We start from the raw sequence: 14,200 nt of genomic DNA on the forward strand, positions 1-14,200 counted from the left end.
TATTAATAAGCATGGAACAAACCAACAAAGAGATAGATGCGTCCAACAGGCGCTCGTTTCTTAAGACAACAGCAATTGCCGCAGCTTCAGCTTCATTTATGATTGTGCCCCGTCATGTATTAGGCGGGAATGGCTTTTTAGCACCTAGTGATAGATTGATCGTAGCAGGTATTGGTGCTGGTGGAAAGGGTGCTTCTGATATTGCAAATTTTGCTAAAAGCGGAAAAGCCGATATTGGATTTCTTTGTGATGTAGATACAAACAGAGCTGCGGGATCAGTTAAAAGCTTCCCTAAAGCTAAATTTTATAAAGACTGGCGTGAATTACTGGACAAAGAGCATAAAAACTTCGATGCGGTAAGTGTTTCAACACCTGATCACAGTCATGCCATGATTGCGCTTGCTGCCATGCAGCTGGGTAAGCATGTTTATGTTCAAAAACCACTGACACATGATATTTATGAGGCCAGAAAGTTAACTGAGGCAGCGCAAAAATATAAAGTAGTTACACAGATGGGTAACCAGGGAGCATCAAATGATGGCCCCCGCCAGATGAAAGAATGGTATGATGCAGGTCTGATTGGCGATGTTCATACTGTTATGCATGGACAGACCGTCCGGTTTGGCCGCAAGGTATTCCATGGTCTGCAAACAAGGCAGATATCCCTAAAAACCTGGATTGGGATTTATGGCTGAACAGTGCCCCTTACAAAGACTATGTAGAAAAACTGGTTCCTTTCAACTGGAGAGGCTGGTGGGATTATGGAACAGGTGCATTAGGAGATATGGGCTGCCATTTACTGGAAGCTCCTTTCAGTATGCTTGGTTTAAAATATGCATCTGAAGTAGAAGCTAGTGTTGGTTCTGTCTATGTTGATGAATTTAAACGTGGTTATTTCCCGGATAGTTGCCCGCCTTCAAGTCATGTGACTTTAAAATTCCCTAAAACGTCTAAAACATTAGGCGACGTTACTGTACACTGGATGGATGGTGGTATACAGCCTACCCGTCCCGAAGAACTGGAAGCCAATGAGGTATTTGGTGATGGTGGTAATGGAACCTTATTTATTGGGACAAAAGGAAAAATGATGAGTGAAAATTATAGTGCAAACCCTCGTCTTTTACCCCTAAGCCGTAATAAAGATATTAAAGTTCCTGAAAGATTTGCCCGCGTACCTAAAGGTGCAGAGGGTCATTATGCGCAATGGGTTGAGGCTTGTATTGCCGGTCATGGCAAAAAAGAACTAAGTTCTCCATTCGAAATTGCCGGCCCGCTTACTGAAGCTTTATTAATGGCTAACCTGGCAATCAGAGCAAATGATGTGCAGCGCAAAAATGATAATGGAAAGATAACTTATCCTGGCAGAAACATAAAACTGCTGTGGGATAATGACAATATGAAAGTAACCAATTTTGATGATGTGAACCAGTATGTCAAACGCGAATACCGTAAAGGCTGGACACTTGGTGCCTAATTTTATTAAAAAAACAATTATGAAGACTTACGCTATTTCTGCGATACTGGTATTTACAATGATTGGCTTCAATTCAAAAGCTCAGAATCAAAAAAAAGGATTTACTTCTTTATTTGATGGAAAAACGACTAAAGGATGGCATAGCTATGGAAAGACTTCTGTAGGAAAAGGCTGGAAAATTGAAAATGGTACAATACACCTTGATCCTAAGTCAAAACAAAAAGATGATGGTGACCTGGTTACTGATAAAGAATATGCAAATTTCCATTTGAAAATTGACTGGAAAGTAGCCCCTAAATCTAACAGTGGTATTTTATTCCATATCAATGAGAATCCTGAGAAATATCATCAGACTTATAGTACCGGCCCTGAAATGCAGGTAATTGATAATGATGGACATCCCGATGGAAAGATTATCAAACACCGTGCAGGTGATTTATATGATTTAGTAAAAAGCAGTTCAGAGCCTGTAAAACCGGTTGGTCAATGGAATACCGCCGAAATTATCAGTAATAAAGGTAAATTAGAATTTATATTAAATGGTGTAAAAACAGTTTCTACAACGCAGTTTGATGAGAACTGGAAAGCATTGATTGCAGGCAGCAAATTTGCTGCTAAATGGGATGGTTTGGAACTTTTACATCAGGCAAAATTGCATTGCAGGATCACGGTGATGAAGTCTGGTTCCGTAATATTATGATCAAAGAACTTTAGAAGCCACAATATCTGTTTAATTTAAATTCATAAAATATAAACAGATTCTTATAAATTTAAAAAAACCTTTAAACTATATGATGAATATAAATACCCGTATTAAATTATCAGCAATGATGTTCCTTGAGTTCTTTATCTGGGGTTCATGGTTTGTTACGCTGGGTACTTTCTTAGAAAAAAACCTGCATGCTACAGGTGCGGATTCAGCTGCTGTGTTTTCTACACAGTCATGGGGAGCTATTATTGCTCCTTTTATTATTGGATTGATTGCTGACAGATTCTTTAATGCGGAGAAAATTCTCGGCGTACTGCATATTATCGGAGCAGTACTCATGTATCAAATGTATACGGCTACGGATGTAAATGTATTCTATCCTTATGTATTAGGGTATATGATCTTATTTATGCCTACCCTGGCTTTAGTGAACTCTGTATCTTTTAATCAGATGAAAGATGCTGAGAAAGAATTCTCAAATATCAGATTCTGGGGTACTATAGGCTGGATCGTTGCCGGACTATGTATCAGTTACCTTTTCCTTTGGGATTCAAAAGCTGGTATGGATTCAGGATTATTGAAAAACACTTTCCTGATGGCTGGTGTAGCTTCACTGATCTTAGGTTTATTTAGCTTCGCATTGCCAAAAACTCCGCCAAAAGTGGCTAAAGGAGAAAAAGTAACCATTTCCGATATCCTTGGTTTGGACGCATTGAAATTACTTAAAGACAGAAACTTCGCGATATTCTTTATCTCAGCAATTTTAATCTGTATCCCTCTGGCATTTTATTATCAGAACGCAAACCTTTTCTTATCTAATATTGGTGTAGAAGGGCCTACAGGAAAGATGGCTATCGGACAGGTATCTGAAGCGCTGTTTTTATTAATGATACCAGTATTTTTCAAAAGATTTGGATTTTCAAAAACGACAATCCTTGTGGGGATGATCGCATGGGCAATCAGGTATGCTTTATTTGCTTATGGTAACGCTGGCGAATTGAGCTTTATGTTGCTTATTGGCATCGCTTTACATGGTGTATGTTACGATTTCTTTTTTGTATCAGGACAAATTTATACCAATTCAAGAGCTGGGGAAAAATATAAAAGTGCAGCTCAGGGCTTAATTACTTTGGCTACCTATGGTGTAGGTATGCTGATCGGGTTTAAAGTAGCCGGTATGATTACTGATAGCTATAAATTAGCAGACGGTGCTGTAGACTGGAAAATGGTCTGGATCATCCCTGCTGGAATTGCGCTGGTGGTATTCTTGCTTTTCACTCTTTTCTTTAATGAGAAGCGCAAAAGAGTTATTGATACTCAATTTAATGAAGTTTAATCATGGGAACTGAACAGAGCCGCAGAAACGCTTTAAAAACAATTATAACAGGTTCAGCAATTCTGGGCCTCTCATCTCATCTGCTATCCCTCATATGCATGCATCAGAAATGGAATCACACAATGCTCCGTTAAAAGGTAATGTGAACCATTCGGTTTGCCGCTGGTGTTTTGGTGACATCCCTCTGGATGAACTTTGTACCGCAGTAAAAGGAATGGGTTTGAAAGCCATAGACCTGGTAGGGCCTGCTGACTGGCCAATCCTAAAAAAACATGGCTTGTATTCTTCCATGTGTAATGGTGCAGAAATCAACCTGACTGATGGCTGGAATGATCCAGCTTTTCATCCAATACTTATAGAAAATTATAAAAAAATGATTCCCCTGGTAGCTGAGGCCGGGTATAAAAACCTGATCTGTTTTAGCGGAAGCCGCAGAGGAAAAGATGATGAAACAGGATGGAATAATTGTGTTGAGGGATTAAAGCAGGTTCTGCCTCTTGCCGAAAAACACAATGTAGTCCTGGTTATGGAATTACTAAATAGTAAAGTTGACCATAAAGATTACCAGTGTGATCATACTGCATGGGGTGCGAACTGGCTAAAAGACTGGGCTCCGAAAACTTTAAATTATTATACGACATCTATCATATGCAAATTGACGAAGGTGACGTTATTCATAACATCCGGACTTATCATCCATATATTGCACATTACCACACTGCTGGTGTACCGGGCAGAAATGAAATAGATGATACGCAGGAACTTTTTTATCCTGCAATCATCAAGGCTATCCTGGCAACAGGTTTTAAAGGATATATCGCACAGGAATTTATTCCTAAACAGAAAGATAAACTTCAGTCATTAAGAAACGCGATTAAAATTTGTGACTTATAAAGATATAATTATGAACTCAAGAAGAAATTTCATTAAACAAGCGGGGTTAGCTGCGGCTGGTGCCGTGGTATTACCCTCATTAAGTTTTGCCGCTGCTCCAACTAAAGTCGTTGGTTTACAACTATATTCATTAAGAGCACAATTACCTACTGATGTAGCTGGTACAATTGCAAAAGTTGCAAAAGCTGGTTATAAAGAAGTGGAAACTTATGGTTATTCAGTAAAAGATAAGTTCTGGGGCTTAGACCCTAAAGCCTTTAAAACTTTACTATCAAATAATGGCCTTACTGCTCCAAGCGGACATTATGGAATGGATAAGTTTATTGGAACTGGTAATCCAGAGGAACTTAAAAGCTATATTGAAGCTGCAAATATAATTGGAAGCAGTTATATCGTAGTCCCTTATTTAGGGGACAACCTGCGCAAGACAGAAGATGACTGGAAAAAGGTTGCAGGAAGATTAAATGAAGCTTCAGCACTTTGTAAAGCCAGCGGATTGAAACTTGCTTATCATAACCATAATTTTGAATTTGTAAAATATGGTGAAACTACTGGTTATGATATTATGCTTAAAGAAACAGACCCTGCAGCAGTTCAGTTTGAAATGGACTTATACTGGGTAGTAAGATCTGGTAATGATCCGGTAAAACTATTTACTGATCACCCGGGACGTTTCCCGATGTGGCATGTGAAAGATTGGATAAAGTAGATAACACGATTAACACGGAAGTGGGAACAGGAAAGATCGACTTTAAAGCTATCTATAAACACGCCAAACAGGCAGGATTGAAACACCTGATTGTAGAGCAGGAAAATTTCGCTATCGATCCTTATGTAAGTATTAAAGAAAGCGCAAACTATATTAAAAAAGCACTCTTATAAAAAGAAAATTTTGAAAGGCGGGCTTAAATAAGCCCGCCTTTTTTTATGGAACAAAATTCTTAAAACAGAGTAAAATACTTAGAAAAGAGACATTTCCGAGAACTATTTAAACAGATTCTAAGGAAAAAGCGATTTTTTTCCCATATTTGGAATATGATATATTATCATTAATAAACATTAAATGAAACCATCATAAGCTGACGGCCTCCGGACTAAGAATAGCTTATGATAGCTTCACAACCACTAAAAACAAGATCAAATCATGAAAATTGCAGTTGTAGGTGCTACTGGTTTAGTAGGCACTGTTATGTTATGTTAAGTACTAGAAGAGCGTAATTTCCCGTTAACCGAACTAATTCCGGTTGCATCTGAAAAGAGTGTTGGTAAAGAAATCACTTTTAAGGGTAAGAAGTTCAAGGTCGTTAGCATGGAAACAGCAATTGCAATGAAACCAGATGTGGCTTTATTTTCTGCCGGTGGCAGTACTTCTTTAAAATATGCCCCTCTGTTTGCAGAAGCAGGAACAACAGTAATCGATAATTCATCTGCATGGCGCATGGATCCATCAAAAAAACTGATTGTACCGGAAGTTAACGCTTATGAATTATCAATTGATGATAAAATCATTGCTAACCCTAACTGTTCGACAATACAAATGGTAGTGGCTTTAAAACCATTACATGATAAATACAAAATTAAACGTGTAGTCGTTTCTACTTATCAGTCGGTTACTGGTACTGGTGTGAAAGCTGTAGAACAAATGATGAATGAGCGTAAAGGTATTCTGGATGGCCCGATGGCTTATCCTCACCAGATCGAGACTTGAACGTTATTCCTCAGATTGATGTATTCGAAGAAAACGGATATACCAAAGAAGAAATGAAAATGATTAAAGAAACCCGTAAAATTATGGGCGACGAAAACATTCGCGTTACTGCTACAACGGTAAGAATCCCGGTAATGGGTGGTCACTCAGAATCGGTGAACATTGAGTTTGAGAATGACTTTGATCTGGCTGATGTAAGATCAGTATTGGAAAAGACAGAAGGTATTATTGTAGTGGACGATATTGCAAATCTTAAATATCCAATGCCAAAAGATGCACATGAAAAAGATGAGGTTTTTGTTGGCCGTATCAGAAGAGACGAGTCAATGCCAAATACTTTAAATCTGTGGATCGTTGCAGATAACCTGCGTAAAGGTGCTGCGACAAATGCAGTTCAGATCGCTGAGTTTTTATTGAGAAAAGAACTGATCTAATCTGATTCTTTAAAAGGGCCTGTAAAATCTGAACAGGTTCTATAATACAGGATGTGGTGTAAATCTGGCAAAATGCCGGAATAACACCACATTTTTTTATTATTAATCTTTTGCTTTCCCGTTATTTGTATTTGAATTATCCGAGATAGATGTTAAAAAAATCAATTGTATTCCTGTTTGTGCTTTCGCACGGTTTTTCTTTTGCACAGAGTCCTGTTCAGAAACTAACACAATCCTTCAATACCTTATTAGAAGACAGGCAGACAAAATATGCTGTCACTTCGATTTGTGTTTTAGATGCTAAGACGGGGAAACAACTCTATGCTAAGAATGAGAATATCGGCCTTGCCACAGCTTCGACCTTAAAAACAATTACGGCAGCAACGGCATTTTATATATTAGGAAAGGACTTCCAGTATCAGACTACTGTCGGTTATAGTGGAAGTATCAGTGCTGATGGCACATTAAAAGGAGATCTGATCATTGTTGGTGGCGGCGACCCCACATTGGGTTCGTGGCGTTATGCACATAGTAAAGAAAGTTTTGTCTTAAATCAATGGGGTTGCCGCAATCAAAGCTGCGGGCATCAAAAAAAAATTGAAGGTAAGGTGATTGGTGACGATCGTCTGTGGGGCACTCAGACTACACCTGACGGATGGTTATGGCAGGATCTGGGCAATTATTATGGCGCGGGTTCATCAGCGCTGAGCTGGAGGGAAAATCAGTTTGATATTAAATTGCGTCCCGGCAATACAGTATCAGTAATTAAAACTGTACCAGATATGCCTTATCTGACCATTATGAATGAATTAAAACCAGGTAATGCTGGTAGTGGAGATCATGCTTACGCTTATCTTCCTCCTTTTTCAAATACGGCTTACTTAAGAGGTACATGGGCAACAGACATACAAAAACAAGGCATTTCAGCAGCCTTGCCTGATCCTGCTTATGAGGCCGCATTCAGGTTACAGGATACTTTAGCCAAAGCAGGTATTAAGGTTAGTGAAGCTCCGGTAACCACACGTCAGCTGGCTGCAGGTCAATTACCTTTTACCACCAGAAGTAAATCAAAAAAAACTCAGTACTGTCACCTCCCCTGCGCTACCCGAAATCGTTTACTGGTTGAATAAAAAGAGCCTGAATTTATATGCGGAACACCTGTTAAGGACTATAGCCTGGAAATCGGGCGCAGCCCCAACAGCAAGCAATGGTGCCGCAGCAGAAATTAGATACTGGGCAGCTAAAGGGTTTGACAAAAATGCGTTGAACATCATTGACGGAAGCGGACTTTCGCCAGCTACAAGAGTGACCACATCAGCCATGGCAAATATCCTTTTTCAGGTACAGCAAGAAGATTGGTTCCCTGATTTCTATAAATCTTTGCCTGAAAACAACGGAATGAAATTAAAAAGCGGGACAATCAACGACGTATCTGCTTTTGCAGGCTATTATACCGCAGAAAATGGCAATAAATATGTGATTGTGATCAATATTAACAATTATTCAGGATCTGGGATCAATAGCAAACTATTCAAAGTACTGGATGCACTCAAATAGTAATAAATTCTCCACAGAAAGTCCGTCCGTATTTATCCACAAATTACTAAATTGCAACCTTTTACCAACTGCACAAGCACAAGCCCCTCTTCATTTTATGAATAAATTCTTACCTTTTATATGCTGCCTTCTTCTTTACACAAGCACATATAGTCAACAAATGGGATCCACAATTTCTAATTCTTCTGAACCAGATAGTAGTGCCGATTTTACCAGCAGGCCACCCATATTTTCAATTATTCCTGAGCCTGTATCTCTGTTAAAAACCAATGGTTATTTTACTTTACCAGAGAAGGTTGTTGTTTTGGCTACCCCGGAGATGAAACTTGTTGTGGATTATCTGAAGGAAAAACTATCTGTACCAACCGGCAAGTTTGTAGCTGAGTTTACACATACACAAGCAGCAGGAACGATCAGATTAGTGCTGAACCCTAAACCAGATGTAACTTTAGGCAATGAAGGTTATCAGCTTTCGGTTACACCTGCATTGATTGTAATTAAGGCTAATCAGACTGGGACTTTTCTATGGTGTTCAAAGTCTATTGCAACTTTTCCCAAAGGAAATAGAATCGAAAGAATTGGTTGAAGGAATAAAATGGAGAATCCCATGTGTAGAGGTCACTGATTATCCACGCGTCGCCTGGAGAGGACTCATGTTTGATGTAGCCAGACATTTTTTCACTAAACAAGAAGTAAAGCAATATATAGATGCCATGGTGCGCTATAAGTTTAACCTGCTACATCTTCACCTGACTGATGATGAAGGTTGGAGACTGGAAATTAAGGGTTTACCAAGATTAACAGAAGCAGGTGCATGGAATGTTAAAAAAGTAGGTGAATTTGGCAATTTCAGCACTCCCGGAGTTGACGAGCCCCGTACTTATGGAGGTTTCTATACGCAGGACGATGTCAGAGAACTTGTTAAATATGCTAAAGACAGATTTGTAGATATTTTACCAGAGATTGATGTTCCGGGACATAGTCTTGCAGCTATTGTTTCCTATCCTGAGCTATCTTGCTTGCACACCAGGTGCAGAAACCTATCGTGTACGCTCTGGAGAACGAATTATGGACTGGTCTAAAGGAGCTCCTCCAATTGCATTAGTAGATAATACTTTATGTCCGGCCAATGAAAAAGTTTATACTTTCCTGGATTCTGTAATTACCCAGGTAGCTGCATTGTTCCCTTTTGAATATATCCACATGGGTGGTGATGAAGCCCCAATTAACTATTGGCAGAAAAGTGATGCGATTAAGGCATTAATGCTAAAAGAAGGCCTGAAAGATATGCACCAGGTGCAAGGATATTTTGAGAAGAGAGTTCAAAAAATTGTAGAGTCAAAAGGCAAGAAATTTATGGGCTGGGATGAAATTATGCATGGTGATATGCCTGCGAGTGCCGCAGTGATGAGCTGGAGAAGTGCGAACTTCGGTATAGAGGCTTCCCGCGCGAAACATGAAGTGGTCATGAGCCCGCAGGGTACTAATTATCTCGATCTGATGCAGGGTGACCCTACTTCTGAAATCCAGGGTATATTCTTCTGTCCGTTTAGGTAAAGCCTATGAATTTGATCCCATTCCGGCAGGTGCTGATCCTAAATATATTAAAGGTGGACAGGCAAATTTATGGTCGGAACAAGTTTACAATATTCGTCAGGCCGAATATATGACCTGGCCAAGAGGTTATGCAATTGCAGAATCGGTATGGTCTCCTAAAAAAAAAAAACTGGACTAATTTTACCAGTAAAATGGAACAGCATTTCCATAGAATGGACATCGCTGAAACAAAATATTCACCAGCTGTTTATGATCCTGTTGTCAAAGCAAGCAGATCTGCTGATAAGCAGGTTATGGTTGAATTGACCACGGAGCTAGACGGACTGGATATTTATTACAGCTTCGATAACTCTACTCCGGATAGGTTTTACCCTAAATATACAGAGAAACTGGTCATCCCGAAAGATGCTAGTCAAATGCGTGTGATTACCTATAGAGGTAAACAGGCCATCGGCAGATATTAACAATATCTGTTGATGATTTAAATAAACGAGCAGGAAAAAGATAAGCGGTTGAGATATTTCGTACACATCGGTTACAATGGTTTACAATATAACGGCTGGCAAAAGCAGGCTAATGTATTGAATATTCAGGGCGTCATAGAAAACGCCCTGAGCCAGATTTTCAAAACACAGATCTTCATTAATGGTTGTGGAAGAACGGATGCGCAGGTTCATGCCAGCCAGTTTTTCTTTCATATGGATATTGAGCAGGAATGGGATTTCGATTTGATCTTCAGGTTGAATAAACTGCTTCCTTTGAATATTGCTATCTACGATATCATTCCGATGGAAGGATTACCTCACGCCCGGTTTGACGCTGTGCAACGTGCTTATGATTACTTCCTCCACACTTATAAAGACCCCTTTTTAAATGGCCTGAGTTCTTATTACTTATTGCAGGACCTGCAATGGGATAAAATGAAAGCAGCCGTTGCTTTACTCCCCCAATACAAAGAGAACCGCGCATTTTGCACCAGTCCGGATAAATATGAACATACGTTGTGTTATGTACGTTCTGCCAGTTTAATGATCGATGATAAGGAAGAAAAGATGAGATTTCAGATCTCCTCTAACCGGTTTTTAGGAAAGATGATCCGCATAATTATGGGGCAACTCCTAAAAATAGGTAAAGGCGTACTCAGTGTAGATGAATTTGAAAGTCACCTGATCAGTAAAGAAACCCCGGCGTTGATTACTCCTGCCCATCCGCAGGGGTTATATCTTTCTAAAGTAACTTATCCTTATTTGAACCTGCCTCCAAGAGTAGATTTCTCTGCTGTTCTTCAAAAACATGCTGATACCAACTGGAATACCCTCTGATATTATTGACGCTAAGGTGAGATTCGGGCGTTAAGAAACCCTTATTTTTGTAGAAAATCAATTATTATGAATTTCCACACCAGAAAATGGATCAAACCCGAAGATTTAAATCCTAACGGAAGCTTATTTGGAGGTAGTTATTAAGATGGATAGATGAAGAAGCAGCAATCTATGCTATTGTTCAGCTGGGCAACCCAAGGGTAGTTACCAAATATATATCAGAGATTAACTTTGTGAGTTCTGCAAAACAGGGTGATATCATTGAAATGGGTATTACTGCGATTGCATTTGGGAATACATCGTTAACCATGCGTTGTGAAGTACGTAACAAGATCACCCGTAAAAGCATTTTAACAATCGATAAAATGGTCTTTGTCAATGTTGACGAATATGGTAATCCTGTCGCACATGGCAAAAAAGAGATCAAATTTATAGAAGAACAGTTTGCTGCTGAAGATAACTAGTTCCGGGCCAGAATTTCTACACGGATATCATCTGCAGTAAGGCTTATTCCACTCATCATCAATGTAGCTTTCTTATAGAATTTTTCACGCTCTGCCAACTTGTTCTCAATAAATTCAATGACGCCCTCTGCTGTCAGGTCACGCAGCAACGGACGCTTGGCCATTCCACTTTTCCAGACGTTTGGCCAAAGCCTGTGCTGGCATTTCTATATAGATGGTTGTACCATTTTCATTCATCCAGTCCATATTATCAAAAAAACATGGCGTACCCCCACCTGTTGCAATCACACAGTTTTTAGGATATTCAAAACTTTTAAGTGTATCACTTTCCAGTTTCCGGAATGCATCTTCTCCATGAACCGAAAAATAATCTCCTACTGTACTGCCAGTATTCTTTTCAATCTGGTGATCAAGATCAATCAGATCATACCCAAGCTTAGTGGCTAACTTTCTTCCCAGTGTGCTTTTGCCGCACCCCATAAAACCAATCAGAAATATCTTCATTAATTATTCAATTTTACCCTTGGATCAACAAGGGCATATAATACGTCTACAAAAATATTAATAACAACGAATACCAGTGCAATAAAAAGAATCGACCCCATGACTACCGGGAAATCAGACATTTCCAAAGCTCGTACCGTTGCTCTGCCTAAACCATTATAACCAAAAATATATTCTACAAAAAAAGAACCGGCAAGCAGGGATGCAAACCATCCGGAGATTGCTGTAATAACTGGATTTAAAGCATTCTTTAAAGCGTGTTTATAAATTATAGCCCTGCGCCCTAACCCTTTTGCACGTGCTGTACGGATATAATCCTGTGCAAGTATATCAAGCATTGCTGTTCTGGTAAGCTGGACAATTATTGCCAGTGGCCGCAGACCAAGGGTAAGTACAGGTAATACCAGGTTTTTCAATGTCATCACCTCTCCTTTAAAAGGATCATAACTATATAAACTCCCTGACATGTTTAAACCTGTATATGGCCCCAGTACAAAACCGAAAAACCAGGCGATAATAATACCAGCAAAAAATGATGGTGCCGAAAGTCCCATAATCGCAAAGGCATTTATCGAATGATCTATCCAGGTGTTTTTATATACTGCCGATAATACACCCAGAAAGACACCCAGTAGTGTTGCGAATAACATCGCAGTAGCAGCCAGTACAATGGTATTAGGGACAGTTTCTGATAAGATCGTTGATACTTCCCGCTTAGTTTGGTAAGATCGTCGCAGGTATGGCCATTTTAATGCGATTACGTCTGATCCGTAACTGATCAAACTTATATAATGATATTTTTCCTGAGTCTGTTTGTTGTTTTCGTGAAAACCTATTGGAGACAGGTCATTGATAAATAACACAAACTGCATGGGTCTGGAACGGTCTAAACCAAATTCTTTGCGTACCGCCTCTAAAGACTGTACATCTGCACGCTGCCCGAGGGTCATCCTTGCGGGGTCTCCCGGAAGGATATTGAACAGAACGAATACAACAACTACCACACCCACCATTACAGCGAGCCCATAGAAGAATTTCCTGAGCGCGTAAAACCACATTCTTATTTATTGAAATAAGCAGCTTTTAATTTTTCTAATGAAGGCAGAGACTGGTAACTCCATTTGTTAATTACAACACCATTTTTCAATAATACGATACCAGGATTAGCTCTGACCATACTTTTTAATGGCACAGCATCAGCATAAAATACCTCAGCAAATAACTTATGATCTTTACTGAATACAGCAGCATCCTGAGCAGAATTAGAAGTTAGCAGAACAGTACGGATATTGAATTGTTCTGTCAGATCTAATGTCATTGCATTCAGTTTTCCGATTGCATCTTCATCAGTATGTTTCAGATTATAGGCAACTATAAGAATATTATAATATGGGTTTTCAATCAGTTCTTTGGTATAATCAGTTCCTGAGGCATCGCTAATAACCAGATCTTTGATTTTAGCTTCATAACCTTTCTTAATCAGTTTCTGAACCGGCTGACCTACAATTTCCCAGTTATTATCTTTCCAGATTTCTGTTTTCAGATAATCTTTATCACTCATTTCTTTAGTTTCACCTGTTGCTTTATTTTTCAGCTTATACATAATCAGATATAAATCCGGCTCTGCACCGGCAGGGATTTTCATCGCCTCTGGCAAACTTGCTCCTTTTTTATAAGGTAAAAAGTCGAGTATAGGAAGGTAGGTATAAGTATAAATACTGAAGATCACAGAAAGAGCAACTACGGCAATCAGACCGATCTTTTGCTTCCCTGGATTTACAGTAAGCGGTAGAATTTTATTGCGGTTAATGAACAGATATACGATCAGTACCAGTAAGATCAGATCCTTGGAGAAAGACTGCCATGGGGTTAATGGAATAGCATCCCCAAAACAACCACAAGAAGTAACTACTTTAAAAGCAGCAGATACAAAGGTGAGAAATGTAAAAAATATAATGATCCCAAGTAAACCGGTCGTTACCTTTTTACTCCAGAATCCGAATAATAATAACGCGCCAAATACAATTTCAAGTACACAAAGAAAAATAGCTATCCCGGTTGCAAAGGGACTTAGAAAAGGAATATGAAATACATCGAAATATTCCTCCAGTTTATATCCGAATCCTAATGGATCATTGGCCTTAATCAGACCTGAGAAAATAAAAAGTATACCTACAAATATTCTTGAAAAAAAATTCAGCGCGGCTTTGTTCATCTTTTTACAGCTATTTTTTATTGATA

At 39.1% G+C, this 14,200-nt stretch carries 19 protein-coding genes and 3 pseudogenes; 18 read left to right on the plus strand and 4 right to left on the minus strand.

Going from position 1 to position 14,200, the window contains the following annotated elements:
- The first annotated feature begins 11 nt into the window (after positions 1–11).
- From ACWYN3_RS23485 to ACWYN3_RS23570, 18 genes and pseudogenes are all read left to right on the plus strand, one after another.
- Positions 12–1,474: pseudogene (locus ACWYN3_RS23485) on the plus strand (Gfo/Idh/MocA family protein).
- Between the two features lie 58 nt (positions 1,475–1,532).
- A pseudogene (locus tag ACWYN3_RS23490) lies at positions 1,533–2,009 on the plus strand (3-keto-disaccharide hydrolase); the annotation flags it as partial.
- A gap of 83 nt (positions 2,010–2,092) precedes the next feature.
- Entirely contained in the window at positions 2,093–2,188 is a 96-nt protein-coding gene (locus tag ACWYN3_RS23495) for a family 16 glycoside hydrolase (protein ID WP_456216575.1), read from the plus strand.
- An 80-nt stretch (positions 2,189–2,268) separates the two neighbouring features.
- Positions 2,269–3,519: a nucleoside permease gene (locus ACWYN3_RS23500; RefSeq protein WP_456223128.1), complete on the plus strand. Its 1,251-nt coding sequence runs from the start codon at positions 2,269–2,271 to the stop codon at positions 3,517–3,519.
- Between the two features lie 109 nt (positions 3,520–3,628).
- Positions 3,629–4,267: a TIM barrel protein gene (locus ACWYN3_RS23505; protein ID WP_456216576.1), complete on the plus strand. Its 639-nt coding sequence runs from the start codon at positions 3,629–3,631 to the stop codon at positions 4,265–4,267.
- Complete coding sequence (locus tag ACWYN3_RS23510) at positions 4,168–4,413, plus strand: hypothetical protein (RefSeq protein ID WP_456216577.1); 246 nt, start codon at positions 4,168–4,170, stop codon at positions 4,411–4,413. The genes ACWYN3_RS23505 and ACWYN3_RS23510 overlap by 100 nt, the downstream gene beginning before the upstream one ends.
- A 10-nt stretch (positions 4,414–4,423) precedes the next feature.
- On the plus strand, positions 4,424–5,122 hold the full coding sequence (locus ACWYN3_RS23515; protein ID WP_456216578.1) for a sugar phosphate isomerase/epimerase family protein: 699 nt from the start codon (positions 4,424–4,426) through the stop codon (positions 5,120–5,122).
- Positions 5,110–5,295: a hypothetical protein gene (locus ACWYN3_RS23520; RefSeq protein WP_456216579.1), complete on the plus strand. Its 186-nt coding sequence runs from the start codon at positions 5,110–5,112 to the stop codon at positions 5,293–5,295. Before ACWYN3_RS23515 ends, ACWYN3_RS23520 begins: the two co-directional genes overlap by 13 nt.
- A gap of 262 nt (positions 5,296–5,557) precedes the next feature.
- A pseudogene (locus ACWYN3_RS23525) lies at positions 5,558–6,555 on the plus strand (aspartate-semialdehyde dehydrogenase).
- 149 nt (positions 6,556–6,704) lie between these two features.
- Positions 6,705–7,685 (plus strand): D-alanyl-D-alanine carboxypeptidase/D-alanyl-D-alanine-endopeptidase, encoded by a 981-nt coding sequence (locus tag ACWYN3_RS23530; protein WP_456216580.1) that lies wholly within the window; start codon positions 6,705–6,707, stop codon positions 7,683–7,685.
- Entirely contained in the window at positions 7,678–8,112 is a 435-nt protein-coding gene (locus tag ACWYN3_RS23535) for a D-alanyl-D-alanine carboxypeptidase (protein WP_456216581.1), read from the plus strand. Before ACWYN3_RS23530 ends, ACWYN3_RS23535 begins: the two co-directional genes overlap by 8 nt.
- A 160-nt stretch (positions 8,113–8,272) precedes the next feature.
- The gene (locus ACWYN3_RS23540) at positions 8,273–8,698 is read left to right on the plus strand and encodes a glycoside hydrolase family 20 zincin-like fold domain-containing protein (RefSeq protein ID WP_456216582.1); all 426 of its coding nucleotides are present in this window, start codon (positions 8,273–8,275) and stop codon (positions 8,696–8,698) included.
- Complete coding sequence (locus tag ACWYN3_RS23545) at positions 8,691–9,194, plus strand: family 20 glycosylhydrolase (RefSeq protein ID WP_456216583.1); 504 nt, start codon at positions 8,691–8,693, stop codon at positions 9,192–9,194. Before ACWYN3_RS23540 ends, ACWYN3_RS23545 begins: the two co-directional genes overlap by 8 nt.
- A complete protein-coding gene (locus ACWYN3_RS23550) occupies positions 9,181–9,669 on the plus strand; it encodes a family 20 glycosylhydrolase (protein ID WP_456216584.1) in 489 nt (162 codons plus the stop codon). The genes ACWYN3_RS23545 and ACWYN3_RS23550 overlap by 14 nt, the downstream gene beginning before the upstream one ends.
- Positions 9,620–9,847 carry a family 20 glycosylhydrolase gene (locus tag ACWYN3_RS23555; RefSeq protein WP_456216585.1) on the plus strand — a complete coding sequence of 76 codons (228 nt, stop codon included), beginning with the start codon at positions 9,620–9,622 and terminating at the stop codon, positions 9,845–9,847. The genes ACWYN3_RS23550 and ACWYN3_RS23555 overlap by 50 nt, the downstream gene beginning before the upstream one ends.
- A gap of 13 nt (positions 9,848–9,860) precedes the next feature.
- A complete protein-coding gene (locus ACWYN3_RS23560) occupies positions 9,861–10,133 on the plus strand; it encodes an FN3 associated domain-containing protein (RefSeq protein ID WP_456216586.1) in 273 nt (90 codons plus the stop codon).
- 48 nt (positions 10,134–10,181) lie between these two features.
- A complete protein-coding gene (locus ACWYN3_RS23565) occupies positions 10,182–10,991 on the plus strand; it encodes a tRNA pseudouridine synthase A (protein WP_456216587.1) in 810 nt (269 codons plus the stop codon).
- Positions 10,992–11,176: 185 nt separating this feature from the next.
- Positions 11,177–11,455, plus strand: coding sequence for a hotdog domain-containing protein (locus ACWYN3_RS23570; RefSeq protein ID WP_456223129.1), 279 nt, complete (start codon positions 11,177–11,179; stop codon positions 11,453–11,455).
- On the opposite strand, the gene ACWYN3_RS23575 is transcribed toward ACWYN3_RS23570, so the two are convergent.
- From ACWYN3_RS23575 to ACWYN3_RS23590, 4 genes are read right to left on the minus strand one after another with little or no spacing between them, the layout of a single operon-like run.
- Positions 11,452–11,619: a hypothetical protein gene (locus tag ACWYN3_RS23575; RefSeq protein ID WP_456216588.1), complete on the minus strand. Its 168-nt coding sequence runs from the start codon at positions 11,617–11,619 to the stop codon at positions 11,452–11,454. The two genes, ACWYN3_RS23570 and ACWYN3_RS23575, sit on opposite strands and share 4 nt — an antisense overlap.
- Positions 11,594–11,959, minus strand: coding sequence for a shikimate kinase (locus ACWYN3_RS23580; protein WP_456216589.1), 366 nt, complete (start codon positions 11,957–11,959; stop codon positions 11,594–11,596). The genes ACWYN3_RS23575 and ACWYN3_RS23580 overlap by 26 nt, the downstream gene beginning before the upstream one ends.
- Positions 11,959–13,017, minus strand: a complete 1,059-nt coding sequence (locus tag ACWYN3_RS23585; RefSeq protein WP_456216590.1) for an ABC transporter permease — start codon at positions 13,015–13,017, stop codon at positions 11,959–11,961. Before ACWYN3_RS23585 ends, ACWYN3_RS23580 begins: the two co-directional genes overlap by 1 nt.
- Before the next feature lie 2 nt (positions 13,018–13,019).
- On the minus strand, positions 13,020–14,174 hold the full coding sequence (locus tag ACWYN3_RS23590; RefSeq protein WP_456216591.1) for a BT_3928 family protein: 1,155 nt from the start codon (positions 14,172–14,174) through the stop codon (positions 13,020–13,022).
- Positions 14,175–14,200 lie beyond the last annotated feature (26 nt).

It is taken from the genome of Pedobacter sp. NJ-S-72, from assembly GCF_053890575.1.

Excerpts from the sequence above, each read along its gene's own strand:
- ACWYN3_RS23515 (WP_456216578.1), top strand. The coding sequence starts at position 4,424 with ATGAACTCAAGAAGAAATTTCATTAAACAAGCGGGGTTAGCTGCGGCT.
- ACWYN3_RS23505 (WP_456216576.1), top strand. The coding sequence starts at position 3,629 with ATGGAATCACACAATGCTCCGTTAAAAGGTAATGTGAACCATTCGGTT.
- ACWYN3_RS23560 (WP_456216586.1), top strand. The coding sequence starts at position 9,861 with ATGGAACAGCATTTCCATAGAATGGACATCGCTGAAACAAAATATTCA.
- ACWYN3_RS23500 (WP_456223128.1), top strand. The coding sequence starts at position 2,269 with ATGAATATAAATACCCGTATTAAATTATCAGCAATGATGTTCCTTGAG.
- ACWYN3_RS23540 (WP_456216582.1), top strand. The coding sequence starts at position 8,273 with ATGGGATCCACAATTTCTAATTCTTCTGAACCAGATAGTAGTGCCGAT.
- ACWYN3_RS23585 (WP_456216590.1), bottom strand. The coding sequence starts at position 13,017 with ATGTGGTTTTACGCGCTCAGGAAATTCTTCTATGGGCTCGCTGTAATG.
- ACWYN3_RS23575 (WP_456216588.1), bottom strand. The coding sequence starts at position 11,619 with ATGGCCAAGCGTCCGTTGCTGCGTGACCTGACAGCAGAGGGCGTCATT.
- ACWYN3_RS23495 (WP_456216575.1), top strand. The coding sequence starts at position 2,093 with ATGGGATGGTTTGGAACTTTTACATCAGGCAAAATTGCATTGCAGGAT.
- ACWYN3_RS23530 (WP_456216580.1), top strand. The coding sequence starts at position 6,705 with ATGTTAAAAAAATCAATTGTATTCCTGTTTGTGCTTTCGCACGGTTTT.
- ACWYN3_RS23580 (WP_456216589.1), bottom strand. The coding sequence starts at position 11,959 with ATGAAGATATTTCTGATTGGTTTTATGGGGTGCGGCAAAAGCACACTG.
- ACWYN3_RS23590 (WP_456216591.1), bottom strand. The coding sequence starts at position 14,174 with ATGAACAAAGCCGCGCTGAATTTTTTTTCAAGAATATTTGTAGGTATA.
- ACWYN3_RS23510 (WP_456216577.1), top strand. The coding sequence starts at position 4,168 with ATGCAAATTGACGAAGGTGACGTTATTCATAACATCCGGACTTATCAT.
- ACWYN3_RS23550 (WP_456216584.1), top strand. The coding sequence starts at position 9,181 with ATGGACTGGTCTAAAGGAGCTCCTCCAATTGCATTAGTAGATAATACT.